The sequence below is a fragment of the Hymenobacter profundi genome, assembly GCF_019334315.1.
Taxonomy (GTDB): Bacteria; Bacteroidota; Bacteroidia; order Cytophagales; family Hymenobacteraceae; genus Hymenobacter; species Hymenobacter profundi.
The window spans coordinates 1-20,560 of sequence record NZ_JAHWGL010000087.1 but is presented as its reverse complement, the minus strand read 5'-3'; the positions used below and the strand labels follow the sequence as shown (position 1 = coordinate 20,560).

Sequence of the window (20,560 nt, the reverse complement as noted above, 5' to 3'; positions counted from 1 at the left end):
ACCTGCGCTTTCTGCATTTGGTGAAGTAGCGTAAGGACTACAAGGCTGTCATGCTGAGCGCAGCCGAAGCATCTCTATCGCAGCGCTAATTCTATTCATTATGAATTACTATCGGTAGAGATGCTTCGGCTGCGCTCAGCATGACGGTTTACGCGTAATTGGCAGGGTACCACCAAAAATAATCCTATGAAAACGGCACTTATTACCGGCGCCTCGCGGGGTATTGGGCAGGCCATTGCCACCGAGCTGGCGCGGCACGGCTACCATGTACTACTCACGGCGCGCTCCGAAGAGGCTCTGGAAACAGTAGCCGCTACCCTGCGCCAGCAGTTTGGGGTAGAGGTGCACGTGCTGGCCGCCGATCTGGCCGCGGCTGATGGTCCGGTCCGCGTGGCGGAATGGGCCACTGCCACCGCACCGGAACTAGCTGTGCTAGTGAACAATGCTGGCTACGGACTGTGGGGTAGATTTGAAGAATTGGGCCTGGATGAGCAGCAACAGATGCTGCGCCTGAATATGCAAGTGCCCGTAGAACTGACGCACCGCTTGCTCCCTGCGCTACGCCGCCAGCCCAAGGCCCACATCCTGAACGTGGCCAGTACCGCGGCCTACCAGGCGGTGCCTACCTTATCACTCTACGCAGCCAGCAAGGCGTTTCTGCTCAGCTTCAGTCGCGGCCTGCGCTACGAGCTGCGCAACTCACCGGTGTCCGTCACCTGCCTCAGCCCTGGCTCTACCACCACCGACTTTGCCAATCGAGCCGGCATGAACGACGCCCTACAAGCCACGGCCAATAAGGTCTCGATGACGCCGGAGCAGGTAGCCAAAGCCGCCGTAGTGGCCCTACTGGCCGGCGAGGCCGAGCTGATTCCGGGGGCACTCAATAAGATTTCCGCCACGCTCACCAGCTTCGTACCCAAGTCGCTGACAGAGAAGATTGCGGCCGGTATCTACGAGAAGCATTTGTAGGAAGTAGTGAGGTGGTGAAGTGGTGAATGCAAAAGCGCCTGTCATCTTGAGCTTGCGAAGGACCTTCTGCCAGTTGAACGAGTCGTTGTTACACTTATCGTTCTACCATGAGAAGATCCTCCGCTGCGCTCAACATGACAGGCGCTTTTTACTTACCACTTCACCACTTTCCCCGCCAGCCAGTAGCAGCCGAAGGCAAATGGCACGGCTGCCAGCACATCGTAGGTATAGTGTGCGTGCTGTATTAGCACTAATGTGGCTACAACCACTGTTAGAACGGCCAGCACTTGGCGCAGCCGGCTCCTACCTACTGCCAGGGACAGGAGGGCCAACGTGGCAGTATGACCCGAAAAGAACAGGTCTTTGGTGATGGGAGTAGGTGAGGCGTAGAAGAACCGCTCTACCACTGGGTCGTGTAGCACTAGCAGGTGGGCAGGTGCTTCCAGGGGGAATAGCCACAGCGTGGCTACGCGCAGCAAGTGTAACAAGGCATAGGCCCACAGCGCCCGCAGCAGCAGGGTAGGGCGAGGCAGTAGGTAGACCAACGCCACCGCAATGCTCAGGTAGATAACCTCAAAGGTAGGCGCAGATACGTCGCGGGCGGGTAGGGCATCCAGTAGTGGGTCGGGTAGCACCGTGCCCGGCCGCGCCTGAATGAAGGCAAAGAAGAAAGGCAGCGCGTAGGAAATACCCAGCAACAACAGCACCACCACAAGCAGCCGCAGGCGGAAGGCAGGATGGTATCGAGCTGCCGACCAAGTGAGCGGGCGCGCCGGTGTGGTAGTGGCGGGAGAACTAGAAACGAGCATGCGAGAAGGAGCTTCGCACTATAAAAGGGTAGGTACAGTACAAAAATAACACTCTGAAAGCAGGTATGCGAAAGTGGTGCCATCGGCGTACTTTAGGACGTTTTTTCATGCCCTCTATCCACTGCCTATGCCTCGTTTTTCTACGCTGCTCACTACCGCCTTGGCGCTGACTACCCTGCCGGCCCTGGCCCAAAACGCTGCCCTCAATGCCCGTATTGCCAAGCTGGCGGCGCAGGAAGAAAGCAAGGTAATTGCCTGGCGGCGCGACATCCACGAGCATCCCGAGCTGGGCAACCAGGAAACCCGCACGGCCGGCATCATATCCGACCACCTCAAAAAGCTGGGCATTGAGGTGCAAACCGGCGTGGCCCGCACCGGGGTAGTGGGCATTTTGCGCGGCGGCAAGCCCGGCCCCGTAGTAGCCCTGCGTGCCGATATGGACGGCCTGCCCGTAATGGAAACCACCGGCCTACCCTTCGCCTCGCAAGTGAAGACCACCTACAACAACCAGCCCGTAGGCGTGATGCACGCCTGCGGCCACGATACGCATGTAGCCATGCTACTGGGCGCAGCCGAGGTGCTAAGCCAGGTGAAAAAAGACCTGCCCGGCACCGTGAAGTTCATCTTTCAGCCGGCCGAAGAAGGCTCCCTACCCGGCGAAACCGGCGGCGCCAAGCTAATGGTGCAGGAAGGCGTGCTGACGAACCCCAAGGTAGACGCCGTGTTCGGTCTGCACATCAACGCCCAAACGGAGGTAGGCAATCTGCGCTACCGCCCCACCGGCGAAATGGCCGCCGCCGACGTGTTTACCATCAAAGTAAAAGGAAAGTCGGCGCACGGGGCCTACCCTTGGCTGAGTGTGGACCCCGTGGTGACGGCCGCGCAGATTATTCTGGGCTTGCAAACCATTATCAGCCGCCAAACAGAATTGACGAAAGACGCGGCCGTGCTGACGGTGGGCATGGTGCACGGCGGCGTGCGCAACAACATCATTCCCGAGCAAGTGGAGCTGACGGGCACCATCCGGACCCTAGACAAAGACATGCAGCAGAAGCTGTGGGCCGATGTGCGCCGCACTGCCACCGGTATTGCCAGCAGCGCCGGCGCCACCGCCGAGGTGGAAATTGTGAACTACACGCCCGTGACCTACAACGACCCAAAGCTGACGGCCCAAATGGCGCCTACCCTGCGCGCCGTGGCGGGTGCTGGCAACGTGCAGGAGCAGAAGGCCGTAACTGGCGCCGAGGACTTTGCCTACTTCCAGGAGAAGGTGCCCGGCTTGTTTGTGTTTGTGGGCGGAATGCCCAAAGGGAAAAACCCAGCGGATACGGCCCCGCATCATACCCCCAACTTTTTCGTAGACGAAAGCGGCCTGACGCTGGGCGTAACGACGCTAGCCACCCTCGCCGCCGACTACCTGGGAGCGAAACGGTAGGTATGCCTACAGAACGTCATTTCGACCAACGGGAGAAATCTCGCGTGCTCCCAGTAATCTTTGTCAGTTGAGGTTAGCGCTGCATGCGATATTTCTCCCGTTGGTCGAAATGACATTCTACACCAACACCTTGCGTCCTACCCTCAACCCTCCGCGAAATCCATTTAATCCGCACAATCTGCGATGAATATTGCTTTAGTTACCTGCGACATCCTGGCTCAGTATGCCGCGCCCAATGTAGAAGACGAAGACAGCCTACTCACAAACTACCTGCGTGCGCAAGGCCACCATGTAGAGCCCCGCGTGTGGACCAACCCGGCCGTGGAGTGGGAAAAGTACGATGTGGTGCTCCTGAAATCACCCTGGGACTACTTCGACCGCATCGAGGAGTTCTACGCATGGCTGGACCGGATGGAGCAGCTGCAAGTGCCCATGCTGAACCCCGCCGCCATAGTGCGTTGGAACACCAACAAGCGCTACCTGCGCGACATGGAGCAGGCCGGTGTGCACATTGTGCCTACCCAGTGGCTACCCCGCGGCAGTCATTTTGATGCCGAAGCCGCCCACGCCGCGCTGCAAACCGACCACCTGGTGGTGAAACCAGCCGTGAGTGGCGGCGCCAAAAATACGTTTGCACTGCTGCGCGGTGAGTCTTCCATCCGCACACCCGACCTCAACGAGCTGCTCCAGCACGAAGACTTTCTGGTGCAGCCCTTCCTACCCCAGATTCAGGCGCAGGGCGAGTGGTCGTTGATATACTTAGGTGGCGAGTACAGCCACTGCGTGCTAAAAACCCCCAAGTCCGGTGATTTTCGGGTGCAGCACTACCTAGGCGGCGGCATTCAGGCACGGCCCGCGCCGGAGAACCTGCGCCGCACCGCCGATGCCATTGTGGCCCAGTTTGCCCCCGACTGCCTCTACGCCCGCGTGGACGGGGTAGAAATCGACGGCGAATTGGTGCTGATGGAATTAGAGTTGATTGAGCCCTTCCTCTACCTCGCCACCGAGCCCACGGCCTTGGCACAGTACGAAAAAGCGCTGTCAGCTTTAAAAAGCTGAGGAGTTTTCTACTATTACTACCTGTCATGCTGAGCGGAGCGAAGGACTTTATGACCGCAGAAAGACTATCGTATCAACGACTCGTTCTGCGGTCATAAAGTCCTTCGCTCCGCTCAGCATGACAGATAAAATCGTCTACAAAATCCGACTAATCCGCTCTAATCCGTGATTATTGGAAACCATTCACCTCAAAGCCGCCATCCACGCTCAGGCACTGGCCGGTGATGTAGCTGGCGGCGGGTAGGCACAAGAAGGCCACGGCCGCACTCACCTCTTCCGGCTCGCCTACCCGTTGCAGGGGCGTGCGGTCAAGCACGCTTTGTAGAAAATCGGGGTTGCGGAGCACGGTTTCGGCTAGGGGCGTGCGGATATACCACGGCGCTACCACGTTCACGCGGATGCGGTCGGTTGCCCATTCTACTGCCAAGTTGCGGGTGAGCTGTATCATGGCAGCTTTAGTCATGCCGTAGATGGAGCCTGTGCGCACGTGCCGCAGTCCTGCCACCGACGAGATATTCACCACGCTGCTCCCCTTGGCAGCTTGTAGCAGCGGGTAGGCACCCTGGCACAGCGCAAACGTCGATTCGAGATTGGTGGCCAGCAGAAATTGGAACTCGCTGGCGCTGTAGTCTACCGTGGGCTTGCGAATGTTGGTGCCCACGTTGTTGACCAGAATATGCAGCCGGCCCCACCGCTCGCGCACCATATCCAGCACTTGCTGCCTACCCTCCGCCTGACTAACGTCGGCGGTCAGCGCGTGCGCATCGAGGCCAGCCGCTTGCCAATCGGCCACTTGCTGTTCCAGCGCTGGTGCGGTGCGGGCTACGGCCAGCACTGCGGCGCCTAATCGCAGTAACTCTTCCGCAATGGCCGCCCCAATTCCTTTGGAAGCCCCCGTAACAACGGCTACCTGCCCTTGTAGGGACCAGCGAGCCGTAGAAAAAGTAGATGTGACATCTGCCATAGCGAAGATTATTGTATAAGATTTCGGCCTTTCAAAAAAGAAAACAGGCAATGAGAAATTCCCGAATTTGTAAATTTAATATACTCATTGCACAATGCGTGGTATTGGCCTAAGCGCAATAGTCTACAAATGGGATTACTAGTTGTACGGGATAAGCTACTTGAGTAGAGAATAAAAATTGAGTTTGCTTACGTGTTGTGGATGCATATTAAAATATTCTTAATTTGGATACCCTGCTGTTAGCAGATTGTTCTACTTCCTTTCTTCCTTTCCAAACCACACTCATTTGTATGGCAGAAAACTACTCTGCTGCCGCCTTGCTATTGCTCGGTGGCCTAAGCATCGCTACGGCCCAAGCACAGCAAAAAGTGCCTGCAGCGACTGAAAAAGCAATTAAAAGCACTGCGCCAATGTTGGTAGAGCTCCGCGGCGCGAAAACCAATTACTCGCTGAGTGAAGCCAGCAAGGCCTTACGCGAACAGTTGCAATTAGCTACCACCGACCAGTTCCTACGTGCCAAAACGTCGGCCGACGCGCTGGGGTATGTCCACGAAAAGTACCAACAATACTACCGGGGCATCAAGGTAGAGCACGGCGACTATACCGTGCACGCCAAGCAGGGCCAGATTGAGAGCCTAAGCGGCCATCTTACCCGCATCGACAAGCTGGATGTGCAGCCGGCCCTGGCCGAAGCCGCCGCGTTGCAGCGGGCCATGAGCTTTGTGGGCGCCCGGCAGTATATGTGGCAGGATGCCTCCGAAGAAGCTTTCCTGAAAGAGCAGGAGCAAGACCCCACGGCTACCTACAAGCCCAAAGGCGAGCTGGTCGTGATTGGGGTAGGCGAAGGCGAAGTTAAAACGGTACTGGCCTGGAAATTTAATGTGTACGCCAAGGCCCCCGTAAGCCGCGCCTACCTCTACGTGGATGCGCATTCGGGTGAAGTCGTCTATAAGGACGACATCATCAAGCACGCTGCTGCTACTGGCAGCTTTGCCACGGCCTACAGCGGCACCCGTTCGGTGGCCACCGACAGCTACAACGGCAGCTACCGCCTGCGCGAAATCACCCGCGGTAACGGTATCGAAACCTACAATTGCAGGAAAGGCAACAGCTACACCAGCGCCGTCGATTTCACCGACGCGGATAACAACTGGACGGCCGCCGAATACAACAACGCTAATTTTGACAACGCAGCCGGCGACGCGCACTTTGGTGCCCAGGCCACCTACGATTACTGGAAGAATATCTTCGGGCGAAATAGCTACGATGGTGCCGGCGCCAAAATCAAAAGCTACGTGCACTTCGACGACACGCCCGGCGACGGCAAAGGCTTCGAGAATGCCTACTGGAACGGCTCAGTGATGACCTACGGCGACGGCGCTACCCGCTTCCGGCCGCTTACGTCGCTAGACGTATGCGCACACGAAATCGGCCATGCCGTATGCGAAAAAACCGCTAACCTGACGTATTCCTACGAGTCAGGCGCCATGAATGAGGGCTTCTCCGATATCTGGGGCGCCTGCGTGGAGCAGTACAACGCCGCTCGTTACGGCCTCGCCAAAAGCACTTGGCTAATTGGCGAAGACATCGACAAGCAACAGGCCGCTCTGCGCTCTATGAGCGACCCTAAAGCATTGGGGCAGCCGGCCTACTACAAAGGCCAGTACTGGTATGCTGGCACCGCCGACAACGGGGGCGTGCACACCAACTCGGGTGTGCTCAACCACTGGTTCTATATCCTGACACAAGGCAAAAGCGGCACCAACGAAGGCGGCAATAGCTACTCCGTGACAGGGGTAGGCATCACCGACGCGGCCAAAATTGCCTTCCGGACTGAGGACGTGTACCTTACCTCGTCGAGCAACTATGCGGCGGCCCGCAGCTATTCCATTCAGGCAGCTACCGATTTGTTTGGGGCAGGCTCGGCGCAGGTAGTGGCTACTACCAATGCATGGTACGCTGTGGGGGTAGGTGCGGCCTACTCCGGTGGTGGTACCACCACGCCACCACCCACCACGGTTGCCTACTGCACCTCGAAGGGCACTGATATATCCTACGAGTGGATTGACTACGTGAAGCTGGGTAGCATTGCGCGCACCTCGGGCAAAGACGGCGGCTACTACGATGGCACGGCCCTGAGCACGTCTGTTGCAGCCGGCTCTTCTCAGACCATCAGCTTCAGCGCGGGCTTTGCTTCTTCAGCCTACACCGAGAACTGGGACGTATACATCGACTACAATCAGGACGGCGACTTTACAGATACCGGCGAGAATGTAGTGGGTGGCAGCAGCGGCAGCAGCGGTACCCTAAGCGCTACCTTTACGGTGCCGGCCACGGCCAAAACCGGCAAAACCCGCATGCGTGTTGTGATGAGCGATAATGCGGCTACCACCAGCTGCGGCACCTACACCTACGGCGAAACCGAAGACTATTCGGTGAACATCACAGGCGGCACCCTGGCTGCCGACAACACAGGCGTAGCCAGCCTCACAGGCATCACCACCCTCGATGCCAAAGCGCCTGCGCGCCAGGTGTCTGTCTACCCCAACCCCGCCACCGACCACGTAGCCATTTCCCTACCCGACAACGGCACCATAGCGGGCGTGGAAGTGATGGATATCCGCGGGACGAAAGTAGCCGTACCGTATGCTGGCAAAGGCGAGTTGAACGTATCAAACCTGGCAAAAGGCGTGTACATCCTGAGCATCAGCGACGGGCAGAAAACCTTCCACCAGCGGTTTGTGAAGGAGTAGCACGTAATTCGCTACCCATAAGAAAAGGCCCGATGCACGCTGCATCGGGCCTTTTCTTGTTGAATAGGCTCTGATCTGCCTACATCCCACAGTAGGTAGTGGCCGCGAAATGTGCCTACTTACTCCACGGCGAGTACTCCAGCTTCAACTCAACCAACCCATACCCATCGTTGAGCGCGGAGCTGGAACGACCAAGGCCGGTACTGATATCGTCGAGCTGGTCGGTGGTGGTGAAGTAGTAGGCGGCTTCGGCGGTGGCGTTGAGTTTGGGTGTGAGGCGCAGGGTTACGCCCAGGCCCACGGGTGCTACTATCGCCAAGGCAGGGTAGTCGCCGCGCTCGGGGCGCAGAAACGAGGTGTTGTCGTCGGGGCGGGTGGTGCCGTTGTAGGCTTTAGGGCTGTAGAGGGCCAGGCCTACCCCCAGTTTCAGGTAGGGCTTCACAAGGGCTGTGGGCGCCGGCCGTGGGGTGGCATAATAAGCCCCATCGCGCAGGGGCTCGAAGCGCACGAATACCGTGCCCGTGCCGTTGCGCCCTCGGAAAGCGAGGTTGCGCTCGGGTAGGTAGTCCGTAGAACCTATCTGAAAGTAGGTGGCCTCAGTGCCTACCGTCCAGTGCGGATGCACGGGGTAGAGCACGCCCAGGCTAAAGCTAGGGCCGGGTAGTTGATTGCTGAGCCCCTTCGTCAGGTCGCCGTTGTATAGGCCAACGCCGGCGCCAGCCGAAAAGCGTACCGGACCCCGGTAGTACGTGCGGGCCTGCATGTCATAATGCCGTTTGCGGCGCTCGGGGTGGTCCTGTGCACAAACGGACAAGGACAAGGCAACGAGGGCAGCAGACAGGAGGTAGGATTTCACGGGAGAAACGAAAGAGGTTGGTAGGGTAGGTAGGGAAAAGACCGTCATGCCACGCATAACGTTCAAACAGTAAGCTGCCGTTACTTAAACGTGCCCTGGGGGTCGGGCTGCTTGGCTATCAACTCAGTGATGAAATTGAAATCGATGCTGGCCACGCTGTATTTTTGGCCTTGGTGCACGGCATTCCAAGCCTTGGCGTAGTCTTCCTGAATGTAGTACACGCGGGCCAGTTGCTGCCAGGCAGTAGCGTTGGTAGAGTCGGCGGCCAGGGCTTTGTTCAGAAAATCGGTGCTGGTGGTCAGGTCTTTTTTCTTTTTGGTCCGCTCATACCGAATCAGGTAGAGGCTACCCAAGTCGCTGAGGGCCTGGTTGTCGTTGGGCGCTAGGGCCAGCGCTTGGTTGAGCAGGTCGATGGAGGCATCGGGGGTAGGCTGCTGGCTGGCAATCACGCCCAGACCCCGGTAGGGTAGGGGATTCTTGGGGTTGAGCACCCACGCCAGGTTGAGACGGTAGGTAGCCGTGTCGATTTGACCTTCGTTGAGGTACTCGAAGCCTTTGGTAGCAAAAAAGTCGCTGGCCTCGGTGCGCGACGCAAAGCTTTTCTGGATGTTGCCCAAGTAGGTAGCGCCCAGCGCCTGCTCGGCTTGCGCCGCCGATAGCCCCCCAAACAACGGCTGCACCCGGCTGGCCGCCGTGATAGTGGTAGCAACCGACTCAGTTTTACCCTTGGATTTGGATTTGCGCTGCGCCTGCGCCGGTGTAGTAGCCAGGAAAGCGAACAGCAGCGCGCAGGGAATCAGAATATTTTTCATCAAGCAAAAGAAGCAGGAAAACGAACGATAAAGTGGTAACGTGCAATGTTAGCTAACAAATATACAACGCCGCACCACGCAACTACAATGCTTCCGTGGCAGCCGGCAATCCGCCCGCTGCCGGGCCGAGTACGTATGGGCTACTTCCTGTATTTCGTCTTACTCGCTTTATGCCTTTTTTTCGCTACGGACTGCCGGCCATCGTAGCCGGCTTGCTTTTGCTGCTAGTTGCCAATGAATATGCCGTTGCCCGGCCCAGTCGCCGCATCCGCGACGTTGCCTACGTGCCTCCTACCGACTCGGCCTACCTGGCCGGGCGCCAAGTGTTGGATGTGTACACGCCCCGCCAGCGCGGGCCGCAGCCCTTGCCGGTAGTGGTCTTTATCCACGGCGGCAACTGGGACAGCGGCAGCAAAAACCTGTATTCCTTTATCGGGCGGAGGCTGGCGAAGCAGGGGGTAGTGGCCGTCATCATCAGCTATCGGCTGGCTCCGCAGGTGCGCGTGCCGCAAATGGCCGACGACTGCGCCCGCGCTGTGGTCTGGACCACCCAACACGTGGCCGAGTACGGTGGCGACCCGCAACGCCTGTTCGTGATGGGCCACTCGGCCGGCGGTGGGCTAGCGGCATTGCTCGCTACCAAAGACGAGTTGTTCACGCGTTGGGGGCTGGCCCACAACCCCGTCCGCGGCGCCATCCTCGACGACCCCGCCGGCCTGGACATGCTCGACTACCTCCAAAAGATGCAGTACCCCGGCGACGAACAATATCTGGTGCCTTTCGGCAAAGACCCCGCCGTATGGCGCGCTACCTCCGCCATGTATTTCGTATCGGCCAGTAGCCCGCCTTTCCTACTGTTCGTGGGCGGCGATACGTATCCTTCTATCCAGAGTAGTAGCGCCCGGTTTCGGGAGAGGTTACAAGCACTGGGGCAACAGCCCGGCTACACGGTGTTGCCGGGTAAGAAGCACGTCCCGATGGTGTTGCAGCTATTCTGGCAGCACAACATCATCTATCAGCAACTGCTGAAAATGGTAGGAGCGAAGGTAGGGTAGGGTGGAAAGCAGAACATCCCGTTGCGCACAGCGCAACGGGATGTTCTCAATATTCCTTATAAAGAGCGTTAGTCAATTGATTACGCCACCGGCTCAATCTCGAAGCCAGCTTCCTGCACGGCCCGGATTACCTGCTCCGGCTGCACGTTGTCGCCCTGTACAGTCAGAATTTTATCGGGGTTATCGGTGTCAACCTGCCAGTTGGAAATAGCAGGTTCTTCATTCAGTGGGCCAGTTACGGCGCGCACGCAGCCGCCGCAGTTGATGGTAGTTTTGAATTTTAAAGTATTCATGGAGTGTAGCATGTAAAGCCGAAAGGGCAGCTATTGAAGCTGCATGATGGCTGATTAGATAAGGATAGAACAAGAAACAGGGTAGAAAGTGTCGTGCAGAGGCGTGTAAGCTTCGGGTGGCAGTGTATAGAATTCGGTTTACTATTATTTCTGCCTTTGCTCAGCTATCTGCACTCCGCACTCGCTCGGCTGTACCGAGTGAGCCCTACGCCCAAGCAGCTCTGCTGCGCGCGTCTACTTCACGTTAGCGCGGTGTTGCGCAAACGGCGCGGCCGGATTTGGGGCACTGCCCCTCACACGTAGTCCTCACTCGGTACAGCCGAGCGAGGGCGGAAGCAACAAGCAAAAGGCTTACGCCGGCCGTTGCGGGCGCTTCTCCAGAATCAGTTGGGTGCGGTAGTCGTGCAACGTAGCCTCCAGGCCCACGGGGTACACGTGCGGGTTGAGGAAACGGCGGATACTGGGGTCGAGGCTCTGTACTTCCCGCAGAGCGCGGGCGCGGCTTTCAGCCAGAGTAGGAAGCTGATGCACCAGCTCGCCACGCCGGAAAATAGGCTCCAGCAGCTCCCGGAAATTAGTAGAGCGGATAGACCGCCGGCGCGTGAGGTCAGTGGGGTCTACAATGGTCAGCGACTCGGGTAGAGGCTCTGCGGTGTTGTAGAGCATGTCGGCGCGGGGCTGGCCTTTCTCGTTTTCGTAGCGGCGCACCTGCAAAATGCCGGGAATGCTGGTTTTAATGATCTGCTCCGACAGCTTCACGGTGTAGTCCCAGCCCGAATCGTCGGATTTGCGCAGCGCGGCCAGCTTGTACACGCCCCCCAGGGCCGGCTGGTTGTAGGCCGTTACCAGTTGCGTACCTACTCCCCAGGTGTCGATGCGGGCGCCTTGCTGTTTGAGGCTGGTGATGAGGTTTTCCTCCAGATCATTGCTGGCCACAATGCGCGTATCCGTGAAGCCGGCCTCGTCGAGCAGGGCGCGGGCCTCGCGGCTGAGGTAGGCCAAGTCGCCCGAGTCGAGGCGGATGCCGCCTAGCTCGTGGCCCTGCGCCCGCATCTGCCGGGCTACGTTGATGGCGTGGCGCACGCCTTCTAGCGTGTCGTAGGTGTCTACCAGGAAAACCGAATCGTCGGGGAAAGCCTGCGCGTAGGCTGAGAAGGCGGTTTCTTCGTCGTCGAAAGCCATTACCCAGCTGTGGGCGTGGGTGCCGCGCACGGGAATGCCAAACCGCTGTCCGGCCAGCACGTTGGAGGTACCATCGCCCCCGCCCAGGTAGGCCGCCCGACTCGCCGACAAACCTCCATCAAAGCCCTGTGCCCGCCGCAAGCCAAATTCCAGAATCTGGTCAGAGCCAGCCACTTCCCGAATGCGGGCGGCCTTGGTAGCAATCAGTGTCTGAAAATTGACGAGCGTGAGCAAGGCCGTTTCCACCAGCTGCGCCTGCAACAGCGGCCCCCGCACCCGCACCAGCGGCTCGTTGCCGAATACTACCGTGCCCTCGGCCACGGCATCTACATCGCAGGTGAAGCGCAGATCGCGCAGGTAGTCCAGAAACTTAGGGTCGAATAGCGCGGTGCCCTTGCTGCCGCGCAAGCTGGCGAGGTAGGCCAGGTCATCAGGAGAGAATTGCAGCTGTTCCAGCCAGTCTACAGCGTAGGCCAGGCCCGCCGCCACGGCGTAGCCGCCCCCAAACGGTGGCTTGCGGAAATACAAGTGAAACACCGCCTCGCGGTCCTGCATGCCCTGTTGCCAATAGCCATAGGCCATGGTAAGCTGGTAGAGGTCGGTGAGGAGGGAGAGTGAAGGGGCGTAGAGCCCGGAGAGCGGAGCAGAATTCATGCAGTAACGCTTGGAAGCTAACCGATGGTACACTGGCTACCATCGGGCCATCAAGGTACGCGCTACCGGCGAACAAATAGCGGCCTGGCTACCGAAAACTATATTGCGTTTCGCTTCTGCGCAAAAGATATAATCTGCGTTTCTGGCCTGCTAACACCTACTACCTGCTACCGTAGCAAAAAAAAGCGTTCCGCAGAACGCCTTAGCAAGTGACAGATAGATAAAGCGTTGTGCGCTAAAATACCCGATTTGAAACGACATAAGACACCAAAAACCGAAAGCCTGCGCCTTCGGTTTTTAGGGTCTGGATGTGGAAAGGAACGGAAAGGAAGTATGGAAAGGGTGAAACCGCTAGGAAGCGGTGGAAACAGAAGCCGGTAGGATGCTAGGGGAAGACAGCATCATAACGGCGATTAATTGGAGCAGGCCTTGTTGCGAGGTCGGTGGCTGATGAGAGTGTTGCATAGCTCGGAGGTCGAAGAGTATACCCAAAGGTCCTACTTCAAAGGCTCCCAAAAAAGGTAGTTTTCAATCAAAATGCGACTATAATATTTCTAATAAAATATATAACTATAAGCAATATTTTAGGTTAAATAAGATGGTTTATGCTTCAAAAATTGTTGGTGCGCACTCCAAATTGTGACAGAATCATTTTTTGAAAAATATTTTTATAATTCAGTTTTCCGTCTAAAACACAAAAAAGCGCGCTTCAGGGGCGCGCTTTCATGGAAAACAGCATAATATTCGTAGTAGCCGCGACGGGAATCGAACCCATATCAAGCGTTTAGGAAACGCCTATTCTATCCGTTGAACTACGCAGCCAGCGTGATTGCGCCACTCGGTAAAGATACGGGTATTTCAATTCGTCTTCCAAGTTGTTAACGGGTAGGAGCGCCGCCTGCTGCCTATCTTCGTATGAACGTTCTCCTCCTCTCCTTGTCTACTTCGTTGTATGGGCCTATTGGATGATTTGCGCGCCTCCCGCCGGGCAGCGGGTCGCCGTCCGGCCGTGGCTACTGCCGAAACTGACCACCGTACGCCGGCCCTGTTGTGTATTCCGGACATTAGTGGCTTCACGCGCTTCATTCAGGAATCGGGTAGCCAGTTGGCCCCGTTCCTGGTGGCTGATCTACTCGAAATCCTCATTGAGGCTAATATTATCGGCATGCAGGTCAGTGAGATTCAGGGTGATGCTATTTTATTCTACCGCCTGGGGCCGCCGCCTTCTATCCGGCAAATGGTAGAGCAGTGCCGCCGCATCTTCCTCGATTTTCAGAACTACCTGCGCCTAGTGGAGCGCGACGCCGACTCGGAACTGGGTACTGCTTTGCGGGGCTACGAGCTGACGCTTAAGATTATTGTGCACTACGGCCCAGTAAGCGTGGCTCAGATCCGGCAGCACACCAAGCTGATGGGCAAGGAGGTGATTGTGGTGCATCGGCTACTCAAAAACAACGTAATGGGTAGCGAGTACGCCCTGTTTTCGGACAGCTACCTGCGCACGCAACCAGCCACCGACATTGCGCAGAGCTTCACCTGGACGCGCCTGCTGCGGGGCTCTACCGCCTACGAACACTTAGGCCGCGTCCGCTACCGCTACGCCCACCTCACGCCCCTGCGTCAATTCCTGACAACGCCCGACGGCAGCGGCGGCGCTAGTAGCCAGAGCGGCGTGCTGAAAGTGCGCCGGGCGGTGCGGGTGCCAGCCGGATACGCCCTGCGGGTGGTCCGTAACTTCCGGCTGCGGCCTTCCTGGATGGAAAAAGCCACCGGCGTGCACTACGATGTAACCAAAGCCGGCCGCCTAGGCACCAGCTACAAGGTAGATGTAGGCAACGGGCAAATTGACTTTCAAACAGTACAGCTATTCGAGGAAGAGGCCGACCGCCTAGAGTACGTGGAGAAGATTTCGCACTTCCGGCTTTTCCCCAACTCGTTGCTGTTCTTCTTCATTGAAGCCGTAGATGACCGTTCCTGCTTGGTCACGCTGGAATTTCAGTATGGCCATGTAGCCAGCCAGCAACGAAGCATCCGCACAGGACAGTTGCGCCGCATGCGCCGTTTCCTGGGGTACTCCATCTTAAAGCTAGCTGCGCTCTGCGAGCGGATGTACGAGCGGCGGTAGAGTTTTTAAAGGATAAGGTAAGAAGTCTGTCATCCTATTCTCACACCCTCATACCCTACAGCTTATACAGCAGCACAATACCAAACGATAACGCCGTAAGAATCAAACCTACCATGAAGATGGTGTAGCTGACGCGTAGTAGACGATACTTGCGCGAGAGTACCTCGCCGAGGTAGTACACGTCCGTTACCATGTTGGTGTAGAGCGCGTCTTTCTGGCGCATCAGCTCGCGCATGCCACCTTGAAAATCGTCGAGGTTGAGCTTAGTAAAGTTGCCGAAGAAAAGCAGGTTGACGCGGCGGTTAGTGGCAATTTCGGGGCTCTTTTTCAGCCATTTAAAGCTCGTTACGTCGGGTTGGGCCGAGAGAATGGCCGACACCACCGAGCCCAGCGACGTGAGCAGCAAAATGCCCATGGGAATAGATAGCACCGGGTTGTGCGTGATGGCCGGGCTAAGCACCGCCGTTTTGCCGCCTACCTTGGTACCCAGGTAGGTGATGATAACCGAGATGAGTACGGCATTCAGCGAAATCATCATGTTGGCCTTTTTGTCGGCCATGTCCGAGAGCTTCATGTGGTTGCCGTACATGGTCCGAAACATAGTTTCGATGCCGCGCTTGGGCTCAGCGAAAGTTTCGGTGCGGGCTTTGTCTTTTTCCTTGCGCTTCTTCTCGGTTTTCTTCAGCAGCTTGCGCTGGTCCTTGATGTTTTCCTTTAGCTGCTCCTTGTAGCGGCTTTTGGCCACGGTGGTGAGGAACTTGAACGACATCAGAAAATCGAGCTGCGACTCGGCCCAGCCTACATTGGAAAAGGTGCGGCCCTGGGCCACTTCCCACTCGGCGCGCAATAGCTCGGCGCGGGCCGCAAAATCCTCGCGGCCGGTGTTGCTCATATCGGCATCTACCAGCAGGTGCTGTAACTGGGTAGTGCGCGGCTCGTCGCGGTGCGTGGCCCGAATCATATCTACTACCAGTGCAGTGCGGTCGGCGGGGTAGTGCTGCTCTTGTAGCCACTGCTCGGCCAGGACCATACTGCGGTACTCGTGCCCGTCGTATTCTTCAGTGTAGCCTGCGTCGTGAAACCACGCCGCTAGTACTAAGGCCTCTTGGTCTTCTTCGCTCAGACCGGCATCTTGGCCCAGCGCCCGCGCCTCCCGCACCGTGTTCACGGTGTGGTCTAAATTATGATAGACAAGTTGCTTCGGCAGCTTTTCCTCGAAAAGCTTCGTTATATAAGCCTTGGCTTTCTTAACTATCTCGGCCTTAGTAGGCTGTAGCGTGGCGGTAGTTTCCATATAAAAGGAGAGGCTGAGGAAGCGCAACAAGCCCGGCTGGTGCGCCCCATCGGTTTACAACGGGAATGCCGTCCGGAGGTTTTTGTGTGGCTCTATCCAAACTGTGAAGGCAGCATTTGCGTAGGGCTCTGCACCATGCAAATAAGGTGTCAACTCACCCGAACAGTGGAAATCCCTGAATAAGTTTACTGAAATTATCTAACTGAACAGCTGTAGAGCGGTTCACAGAGCATGAAGCGACACATAGTGGTCAAAGTTCTGTTTATTTCCTTCGTATGAGAAGAAAGATTTTGCATTATTTCCTGTCGCTGGCTCTTGGAGGATCGAGCGCACTGTCGGCACAGGGCCAAGCCACGCAAACGCCGCATCCGGAGCGGCCAAATTACCGTGGTGAGGGTAAGAACTGGGAGTCGCTGACGCCGCCTGATAGCAGCCAGCTGCGCTATACCGTTTTTCTGATTGGCGACGTGGGCAAGCCCGCCGACGCTAAGGTGGGCGGGGAGCCATCGTTGAACTTTCTGCGCCGCCAGATTCTGGCCGCGGGCCCTAAGAGCACCACCGTGTTTCTGGGGGACAACATCTACGAGTATGGCCTGCCCCCAGAAGATGCGTTTGACCGCAAGGTGTCAGAGGAGCGCATGGTGGCTCAGCTCAAAGCCCTAGAAGGTTATCAGGGCGAGAAGTACATGATTCCGGGCAACCACGACTGGAAGCAGGGCCACGACGGCAGCGTGGAGCAGGTGAACCGCGAGCAGGACTTCGTGGAAAATTACCTGAAGAGTGACTCCGCGGCGTTTGCCTATACCGGCGACTTTTTCATTCCGCGCGACGCCTGCCCCGGCCCCTACGAGATTCAGCTCAACGATAACTTGGTGATGATTGCCGTGAATTCGCAATGGTTTTTGCAGACCAACGGCGAGCGACCCTACGGCAACAACAACGACTGTGGCGTAGCCAACGAAACGGATTTCTTCACCCAGCTCGAAGACATCATTGCCCGCAACAAGAACAAGAACATCATGGTGGTGGCCCACCACCCGCTGTTTTCGGATGGCATCCACGGCGGCTACTTCACGTTCACGGACCACTTGTTCCCGCTGTCCATTGTCTATAAGTACGCCTATCTGCCGTTGCCCGTCATTGGCTCTATCTACCCGCTGGCGCGCAAGTATGGTGGCATCAGCCAAGACCTGCCTCACCCTCAGTACCAGGCGTATAAGCAGGGGATGATGGAGATTTTTGCTAAGTATCCCAACATCATCTACGCGGCCGGACACGAGCACAACTTGCAGTTTTTCCGCGAGCAGAACATGACGTTCGTGACCAGCGGCTCGGGTTGCAAAACCCAGCACGTGAAGCCGGGTAGGGGCGGCGACGCCGTCTTCTCTGATAAGGAAAAAGGCTTTGCCCGCGTGAACTACTACACCAACGGCGAGGTATGGACGGAGTACTGGATTCCGAATGAGCGGGGCGAAAACGGCCGCTTGGTGTTCCGGGCGCCTAACTACGCCTTGCAGAAGGATGTGGCCACCAAGCAAGTAGGCGGCACGCCGGGCCAAACGCTACCCAACGCGCCCCAGCGTGATTTCCGCGACAGCACCGTGACGGTGGCCATCAACCCAGCGTATAACGACCACAACGGGTTCCACAATCTCATCTTTGGCAAGCACTACCGCAAGGAGTGGGCTACGCCCGTAGCGTTTCCGGTGCTGGACCTGGCGCATGAGAAAGGTGGCCTGACGCCCTATAAGGTAGGCGGCGGCAAACAAACGGCCTCGCTGAAGCTCCGCAACGACGAGAACCGCAACTACACCCTGCGCAGCCTCGACAAAGACCCCGCCGCCGTGCTGCCCGAAGCCCTGCGCGATGGGGCGGCCAAGGACCTGCTGCAAGACCAGATTTCGGCCCAACACCCTTACGCGGCGTTTGCCCTACCCCCGCTGGCCTCGGCGGCGGGCATCTTGCACACCAACCCGGTGCCGCGCTTCATTCCGCAAGACCCTCGACTGGCGCAGTACTACAACCGCTTCGCCAACACTACGGCTATGCTGGAAGAAGACGCCAAGGACGACCAGAGCAACGTGGCCTCGCTGGACTATGCCACCAACTTGGTAGGCACCGACCGTGTGATGGAGCGCCTGGAGCAAGACAACGACAACCAGGTAGACAAGAAAGATTTTGCTCGCTCGCGCCTATTTGATATGTGGATTGGCGACTGGGACCGGCACGAAGACCAGTGGCGCTGGGCCGAGAAAAAGGACGAAGACGGCGACCGGAAGTTTACGGCTGTGCCCGAAGACCGCGACGTGGCCTTCTTTAAAGGTGACGGCCTGCTGCCCTACCTGGCCTCGCGGAAGTTTGCGGTGCGCAACTTCCAGAACTTCGGCAACGACTACGCTGACTGGCGCGGCCTGAACCTGACGGCCCTCAGCAACGACCGGCGCTTTCTGGGCGAGCTGACGCAGAAGCAGTGGGTGAAGATTGCCGAGGACATGAAAAACCGCCTTACTGACGCTGAGATTGAGCAGGCGTTCAAGAAGCAATGGCCCGCCGACATCTATGCCCTGCACGGCGCCGAGATTGTGGCCAAGCTCAAAAACCGCCGCGACCTGCTGCCTCAGTTGGCTGCCGACTACTACGGCATGCTGAACAAGGTGATAGAGGTGAAGGGTAGCCAGAAGCGCGAACTGTTTGAGGTAGAGCGCCTACCCGATAGCAAGATGCACGTGACCATGACCAAAATCAGCAAGAAGGGCAACACCAATAAGGTGCTGTTCGATAAGGTGATTGATGGCGACGTAACCAAGGACGTGCGCCTCTACGGTTTTGCCGGCAACGATATTTACAAAGTCACTGGCCAGTCGAATGGTGGGCCTAACCTGCGCATCATCGGCGGTATTGATAAGGATACCATTACCGACAACTCGCGGGTAGGTGGCCTGTTCCGGCGCCACAAAACGCTGGTGTACGACAACGAGGTAGACTCGGCCAACGTCATCAACGCGGGCTCCGAAACGCGCCTGCACCTGGAGCCCGGCAACGACGTGAGCCGCTACGACAACCCCAACCGTGCCGACCGCAAAGACTACCGCCTCAACTACTTCGGGCCGGCAGCCTACTTCGGCTACAACATTGACGATGGTTTGTTTGTGGGAGGTGGCGTAACGTACCGCACGTATGGCTTCCGGCGCGCACCTTTCGCTACCGAGCAAACGCTGGTGGCTAACTGGGCACCTTCGCGCAATGCTTACAACATTCGCTACACGGGTACTTTTGTGGATGTGCTGGGCAAGTTTGATTTGAAAATCAACAGCCAGCTCTACGGGCCGCAGCTGCTCTATAACTACTTCGGTAAGGGCAACGACTCGCGCAACATCCTGGCCGAGCAGACCGATGACCGGGTGCGCAACCGCGAAATCAACGATAACTACCGCGTCCGCTTCTCGCGCCTGTACGTGGCGCCTATGCTGGAGAAGGACGTGTTCAGCTTCCTGAAAGTCGGCTTTGGCCCGCAGTACGACCAGTTCCGGGTGTCGACGTTTGACGTGGGCAACCAGATTCAGCAGGGTATCAACAACGGCTACACCGGCGCGGCTCTAGGCATTCGGCCTTCCGATTTCCAGCTGAACCGCTACCTGGGCGCCAAGGCCTACATGAATATCGACGCGGTTAGCTCGCCTAAGAACCCCCGCATTGGCTTGCGCTGGTACAACAGCGCCGAGTTCAACCACCAGTTGGGCGGCGAGGAACTGAACTACGGCCGCATTGCCTCGGAGTTCCGCGCCTACATCAGCCCCAACTTCCCCTTCCAGCTTACCTGGGCCGGCCGCGTGGGCGTGGCGCACAACATCGGCGACTACCGCTTCTACCAGGCCAACACCTTGGGCGGACAGTCTAACGCCACCATTGCGGCGGCCAACCTGCGCGGCTACCGCCGCACGCGCTACGCCGGCCGCAGCTCGCTCTACGGCAACCTGGAAGCCCGCTTGCAGCTCTTCACCTTCAACGCCTACCTGGTGCCCGGCAAATTTGGTATTCTGGGCCACACCGATGCTGCCCGCGTGTACTCTGGTAACGATGTGCAAACCGGCCTAAAGGCCTTCCATACGTCCTATGGTGGCGGCATCTGGATTGACGTGCTGAAGCAAGCCGTACTGAATGCGACCTATTCGGTGGGCGAGGAGAAGCTGATTTTCGTCGGATTCGACTTCCTGTTTTAGTAATTTCTGATTGTCATCCTGAACGCAGTGAAGGACCTTCTCAAGCTAGAACGAGTCGTTGCTACGCTAGCCGTTCTGGC

General features: G+C 57.6%; 14 protein-coding genes and 1 tRNA gene. 7 read left to right on the top strand and 8 right to left on the bottom strand.

Annotated features, from left to right (window positions below; all coding sequences use genetic code 11):
- The first annotated feature begins 186 nt into the window (after nucleotides 1-186).
- Nucleotides 187-969, top strand: a complete 783-nt coding sequence (locus tag KYK14_RS17015; protein WP_219160510.1) for an SDR family NAD(P)-dependent oxidoreductase — start codon at nucleotides 187-189, stop codon at nucleotides 967-969.
- 152 nt (nucleotides 970-1,121) lie between these two features.
- Here KYK14_RS17015 and KYK14_RS17010 read toward each other — a convergent pair whose 3' ends face one another.
- On the bottom strand, nucleotides 1,122-1,778 hold the full coding sequence (locus KYK14_RS17010) for a phosphatase PAP2-related protein (RefSeq protein WP_219160508.1): 657 nt from the start codon (nucleotides 1,776-1,778) through the stop codon (nucleotides 1,122-1,124).
- A gap of 127 nt (nucleotides 1,779-1,905) precedes the next feature.
- On the opposite strand from KYK14_RS17010, the gene KYK14_RS17005 reads away from it, so the two are divergent.
- Nucleotides 1,906-3,213 (top strand): amidohydrolase, encoded by a 1,308-nt coding sequence (locus KYK14_RS17005; RefSeq protein WP_219160506.1) that lies wholly within the window; start codon nucleotides 1,906-1,908, stop codon nucleotides 3,211-3,213.
- 183 nt (nucleotides 3,214-3,396) lie between these two features.
- Nucleotides 3,397-4,272, top strand: a complete 876-nt coding sequence (locus KYK14_RS17000; protein WP_219160504.1) for an ATP-grasp domain-containing protein — start codon at nucleotides 3,397-3,399, stop codon at nucleotides 4,270-4,272.
- Between the two features lie 169 nt (nucleotides 4,273-4,441).
- Here KYK14_RS17000 and KYK14_RS16995 read toward each other — a convergent pair whose 3' ends face one another.
- Nucleotides 4,442-5,236: an SDR family oxidoreductase gene (locus KYK14_RS16995; protein WP_219160503.1), complete on the bottom strand. Its 795-nt coding sequence runs from the start codon at nucleotides 5,234-5,236 to the stop codon at nucleotides 4,442-4,444.
- Nucleotides 5,237-5,526: 290 nt separating this feature from the next.
- On the opposite strand from KYK14_RS16995, the gene KYK14_RS16990 reads away from it, so the two are divergent.
- Nucleotides 5,527-7,989 (top strand): M4 family metallopeptidase, encoded by a 2,463-nt coding sequence (locus KYK14_RS16990; RefSeq protein WP_219160501.1) that lies wholly within the window; start codon nucleotides 5,527-5,529, stop codon nucleotides 7,987-7,989.
- A 115-nt stretch (nucleotides 7,990-8,104) separates the two neighbouring features.
- Here the strand turns inward: KYK14_RS16990 and KYK14_RS16985 are convergent, their stop codons facing one another.
- Entirely contained in the window at nucleotides 8,105-8,845 is a 741-nt protein-coding gene (locus tag KYK14_RS16985) for a hypothetical protein (RefSeq protein ID WP_219160499.1), read from the bottom strand.
- A gap of 80 nt (nucleotides 8,846-8,925) precedes the next feature.
- Nucleotides 8,926-9,657 (bottom strand): tetratricopeptide repeat protein, encoded by a 732-nt coding sequence (locus tag KYK14_RS16980; RefSeq protein ID WP_219160497.1) that lies wholly within the window; start codon nucleotides 9,655-9,657, stop codon nucleotides 8,926-8,928.
- Nucleotides 9,658-9,827: 170 nt separating this feature from the next.
- Between KYK14_RS16980 and KYK14_RS16975 the strand changes: the two genes are divergently transcribed.
- On the top strand, nucleotides 9,828-10,712 hold the full coding sequence (locus KYK14_RS16975; protein WP_219160495.1) for an alpha/beta hydrolase: 885 nt from the start codon (nucleotides 9,828-9,830) through the stop codon (nucleotides 10,710-10,712).
- A gap of 80 nt (nucleotides 10,713-10,792) precedes the next feature.
- On the opposite strand, the gene KYK14_RS16970 is transcribed toward KYK14_RS16975, so the two are convergent.
- From KYK14_RS16970 to KYK14_RS16960, 3 genes are all read right to left on the bottom strand, one after another.
- Entirely contained in the window at nucleotides 10,793-11,005 is a 213-nt protein-coding gene (locus KYK14_RS16970; RefSeq protein ID WP_208306658.1) for a heavy-metal-associated domain-containing protein, read from the bottom strand.
- A gap of 351 nt (nucleotides 11,006-11,356) precedes the next feature.
- Nucleotides 11,357-12,841, bottom strand: a complete 1,485-nt coding sequence (locus tag KYK14_RS16965) for a nicotinate phosphoribosyltransferase (protein WP_219160493.1) — start codon at nucleotides 12,839-12,841, stop codon at nucleotides 11,357-11,359.
- Between the two features lie 750 nt (nucleotides 12,842-13,591).
- Nucleotides 13,592-13,663: transfer RNA gene (locus KYK14_RS16960), tRNA-Arg, on the bottom strand.
- Nucleotides 13,664-13,793: 130 nt separating this feature from the next.
- On the opposite strand from KYK14_RS16960, the gene KYK14_RS16955 reads away from it, so the two are divergent.
- Entirely contained in the window at nucleotides 13,794-14,966 is a 1,173-nt protein-coding gene (locus tag KYK14_RS16955; protein WP_185281563.1) for a DUF2652 domain-containing protein, read from the top strand.
- Between the two features lie 55 nt (nucleotides 14,967-15,021).
- On the opposite strand, the gene KYK14_RS16950 is transcribed toward KYK14_RS16955, so the two are convergent.
- Complete coding sequence (locus tag KYK14_RS16950; RefSeq protein ID WP_219160491.1) at nucleotides 15,022-16,260, bottom strand: Pycsar system effector family protein; 1,239 nt, start codon at nucleotides 16,258-16,260, stop codon at nucleotides 15,022-15,024.
- A 275-nt stretch (nucleotides 16,261-16,535) separates the two neighbouring features.
- Between KYK14_RS16950 and KYK14_RS16945 the strand changes: the two genes are divergently transcribed.
- Nucleotides 16,536-20,480 carry a metallophosphoesterase gene (locus KYK14_RS16945; protein ID WP_219160490.1) on the top strand — a complete coding sequence of 1,315 codons (3,945 nt, stop codon included), beginning with the start codon at nucleotides 16,536-16,538 and terminating at the stop codon, nucleotides 20,478-20,480.
- Nucleotides 20,481-20,560 lie beyond the last annotated feature (80 nt).

Coding starts and splice junctions, on each gene's coding strand:
- KYK14_RS17015 (WP_219160510.1), top strand. CDS start 187: ATGAAAACGGCACTTATTACCGGCGCCTCGCGGGGTATTGGGCAGGCC.
- KYK14_RS17010 (WP_219160508.1), bottom strand. CDS start 1,778: ATGCTCGTTTCTAGTTCTCCCGCCACTACCACACCGGCGCGCCCGCTC.
- KYK14_RS17005 (WP_219160506.1), top strand. CDS start 1,906: ATGCCTCGTTTTTCTACGCTGCTCACTACCGCCTTGGCGCTGACTACC.
- KYK14_RS17000 (WP_219160504.1), top strand. CDS start 3,397: ATGAATATTGCTTTAGTTACCTGCGACATCCTGGCTCAGTATGCCGCG.
- KYK14_RS16995 (WP_219160503.1), bottom strand. CDS start 5,236: ATGGCAGATGTCACATCTACTTTTTCTACGGCTCGCTGGTCCCTACAA.
- KYK14_RS16990 (WP_219160501.1), top strand. CDS start 5,527: ATGGCAGAAAACTACTCTGCTGCCGCCTTGCTATTGCTCGGTGGCCTA.
- KYK14_RS16980 (WP_219160497.1), bottom strand. CDS start 9,657: ATGAAAAATATTCTGATTCCCTGCGCGCTGCTGTTCGCTTTCCTGGCT.
- KYK14_RS16975 (WP_219160495.1), top strand. CDS start 9,828: ATGCCTTTTTTTCGCTACGGACTGCCGGCCATCGTAGCCGGCTTGCTT.
- KYK14_RS16970 (WP_208306658.1), bottom strand. CDS start 11,005: ATGAATACTTTAAAATTCAAAACTACCATCAACTGCGGCGGCTGCGTG.
- KYK14_RS16965 (WP_219160493.1), bottom strand. CDS start 12,841: ATGAATTCTGCTCCGCTCTCCGGGCTCTACGCCCCTTCACTCTCCCTC.
- KYK14_RS16955 (WP_185281563.1), top strand. CDS start 13,794: ATGGGCCTATTGGATGATTTGCGCGCCTCCCGCCGGGCAGCGGGTCGC.
- KYK14_RS16950 (WP_219160491.1), bottom strand. CDS start 16,260: ATGGAAACTACCGCCACGCTACAGCCTACTAAGGCCGAGATAGTTAAG.
- KYK14_RS16945 (WP_219160490.1), top strand. CDS start 16,536: ATGAGAAGAAAGATTTTGCATTATTTCCTGTCGCTGGCTCTTGGAGGA.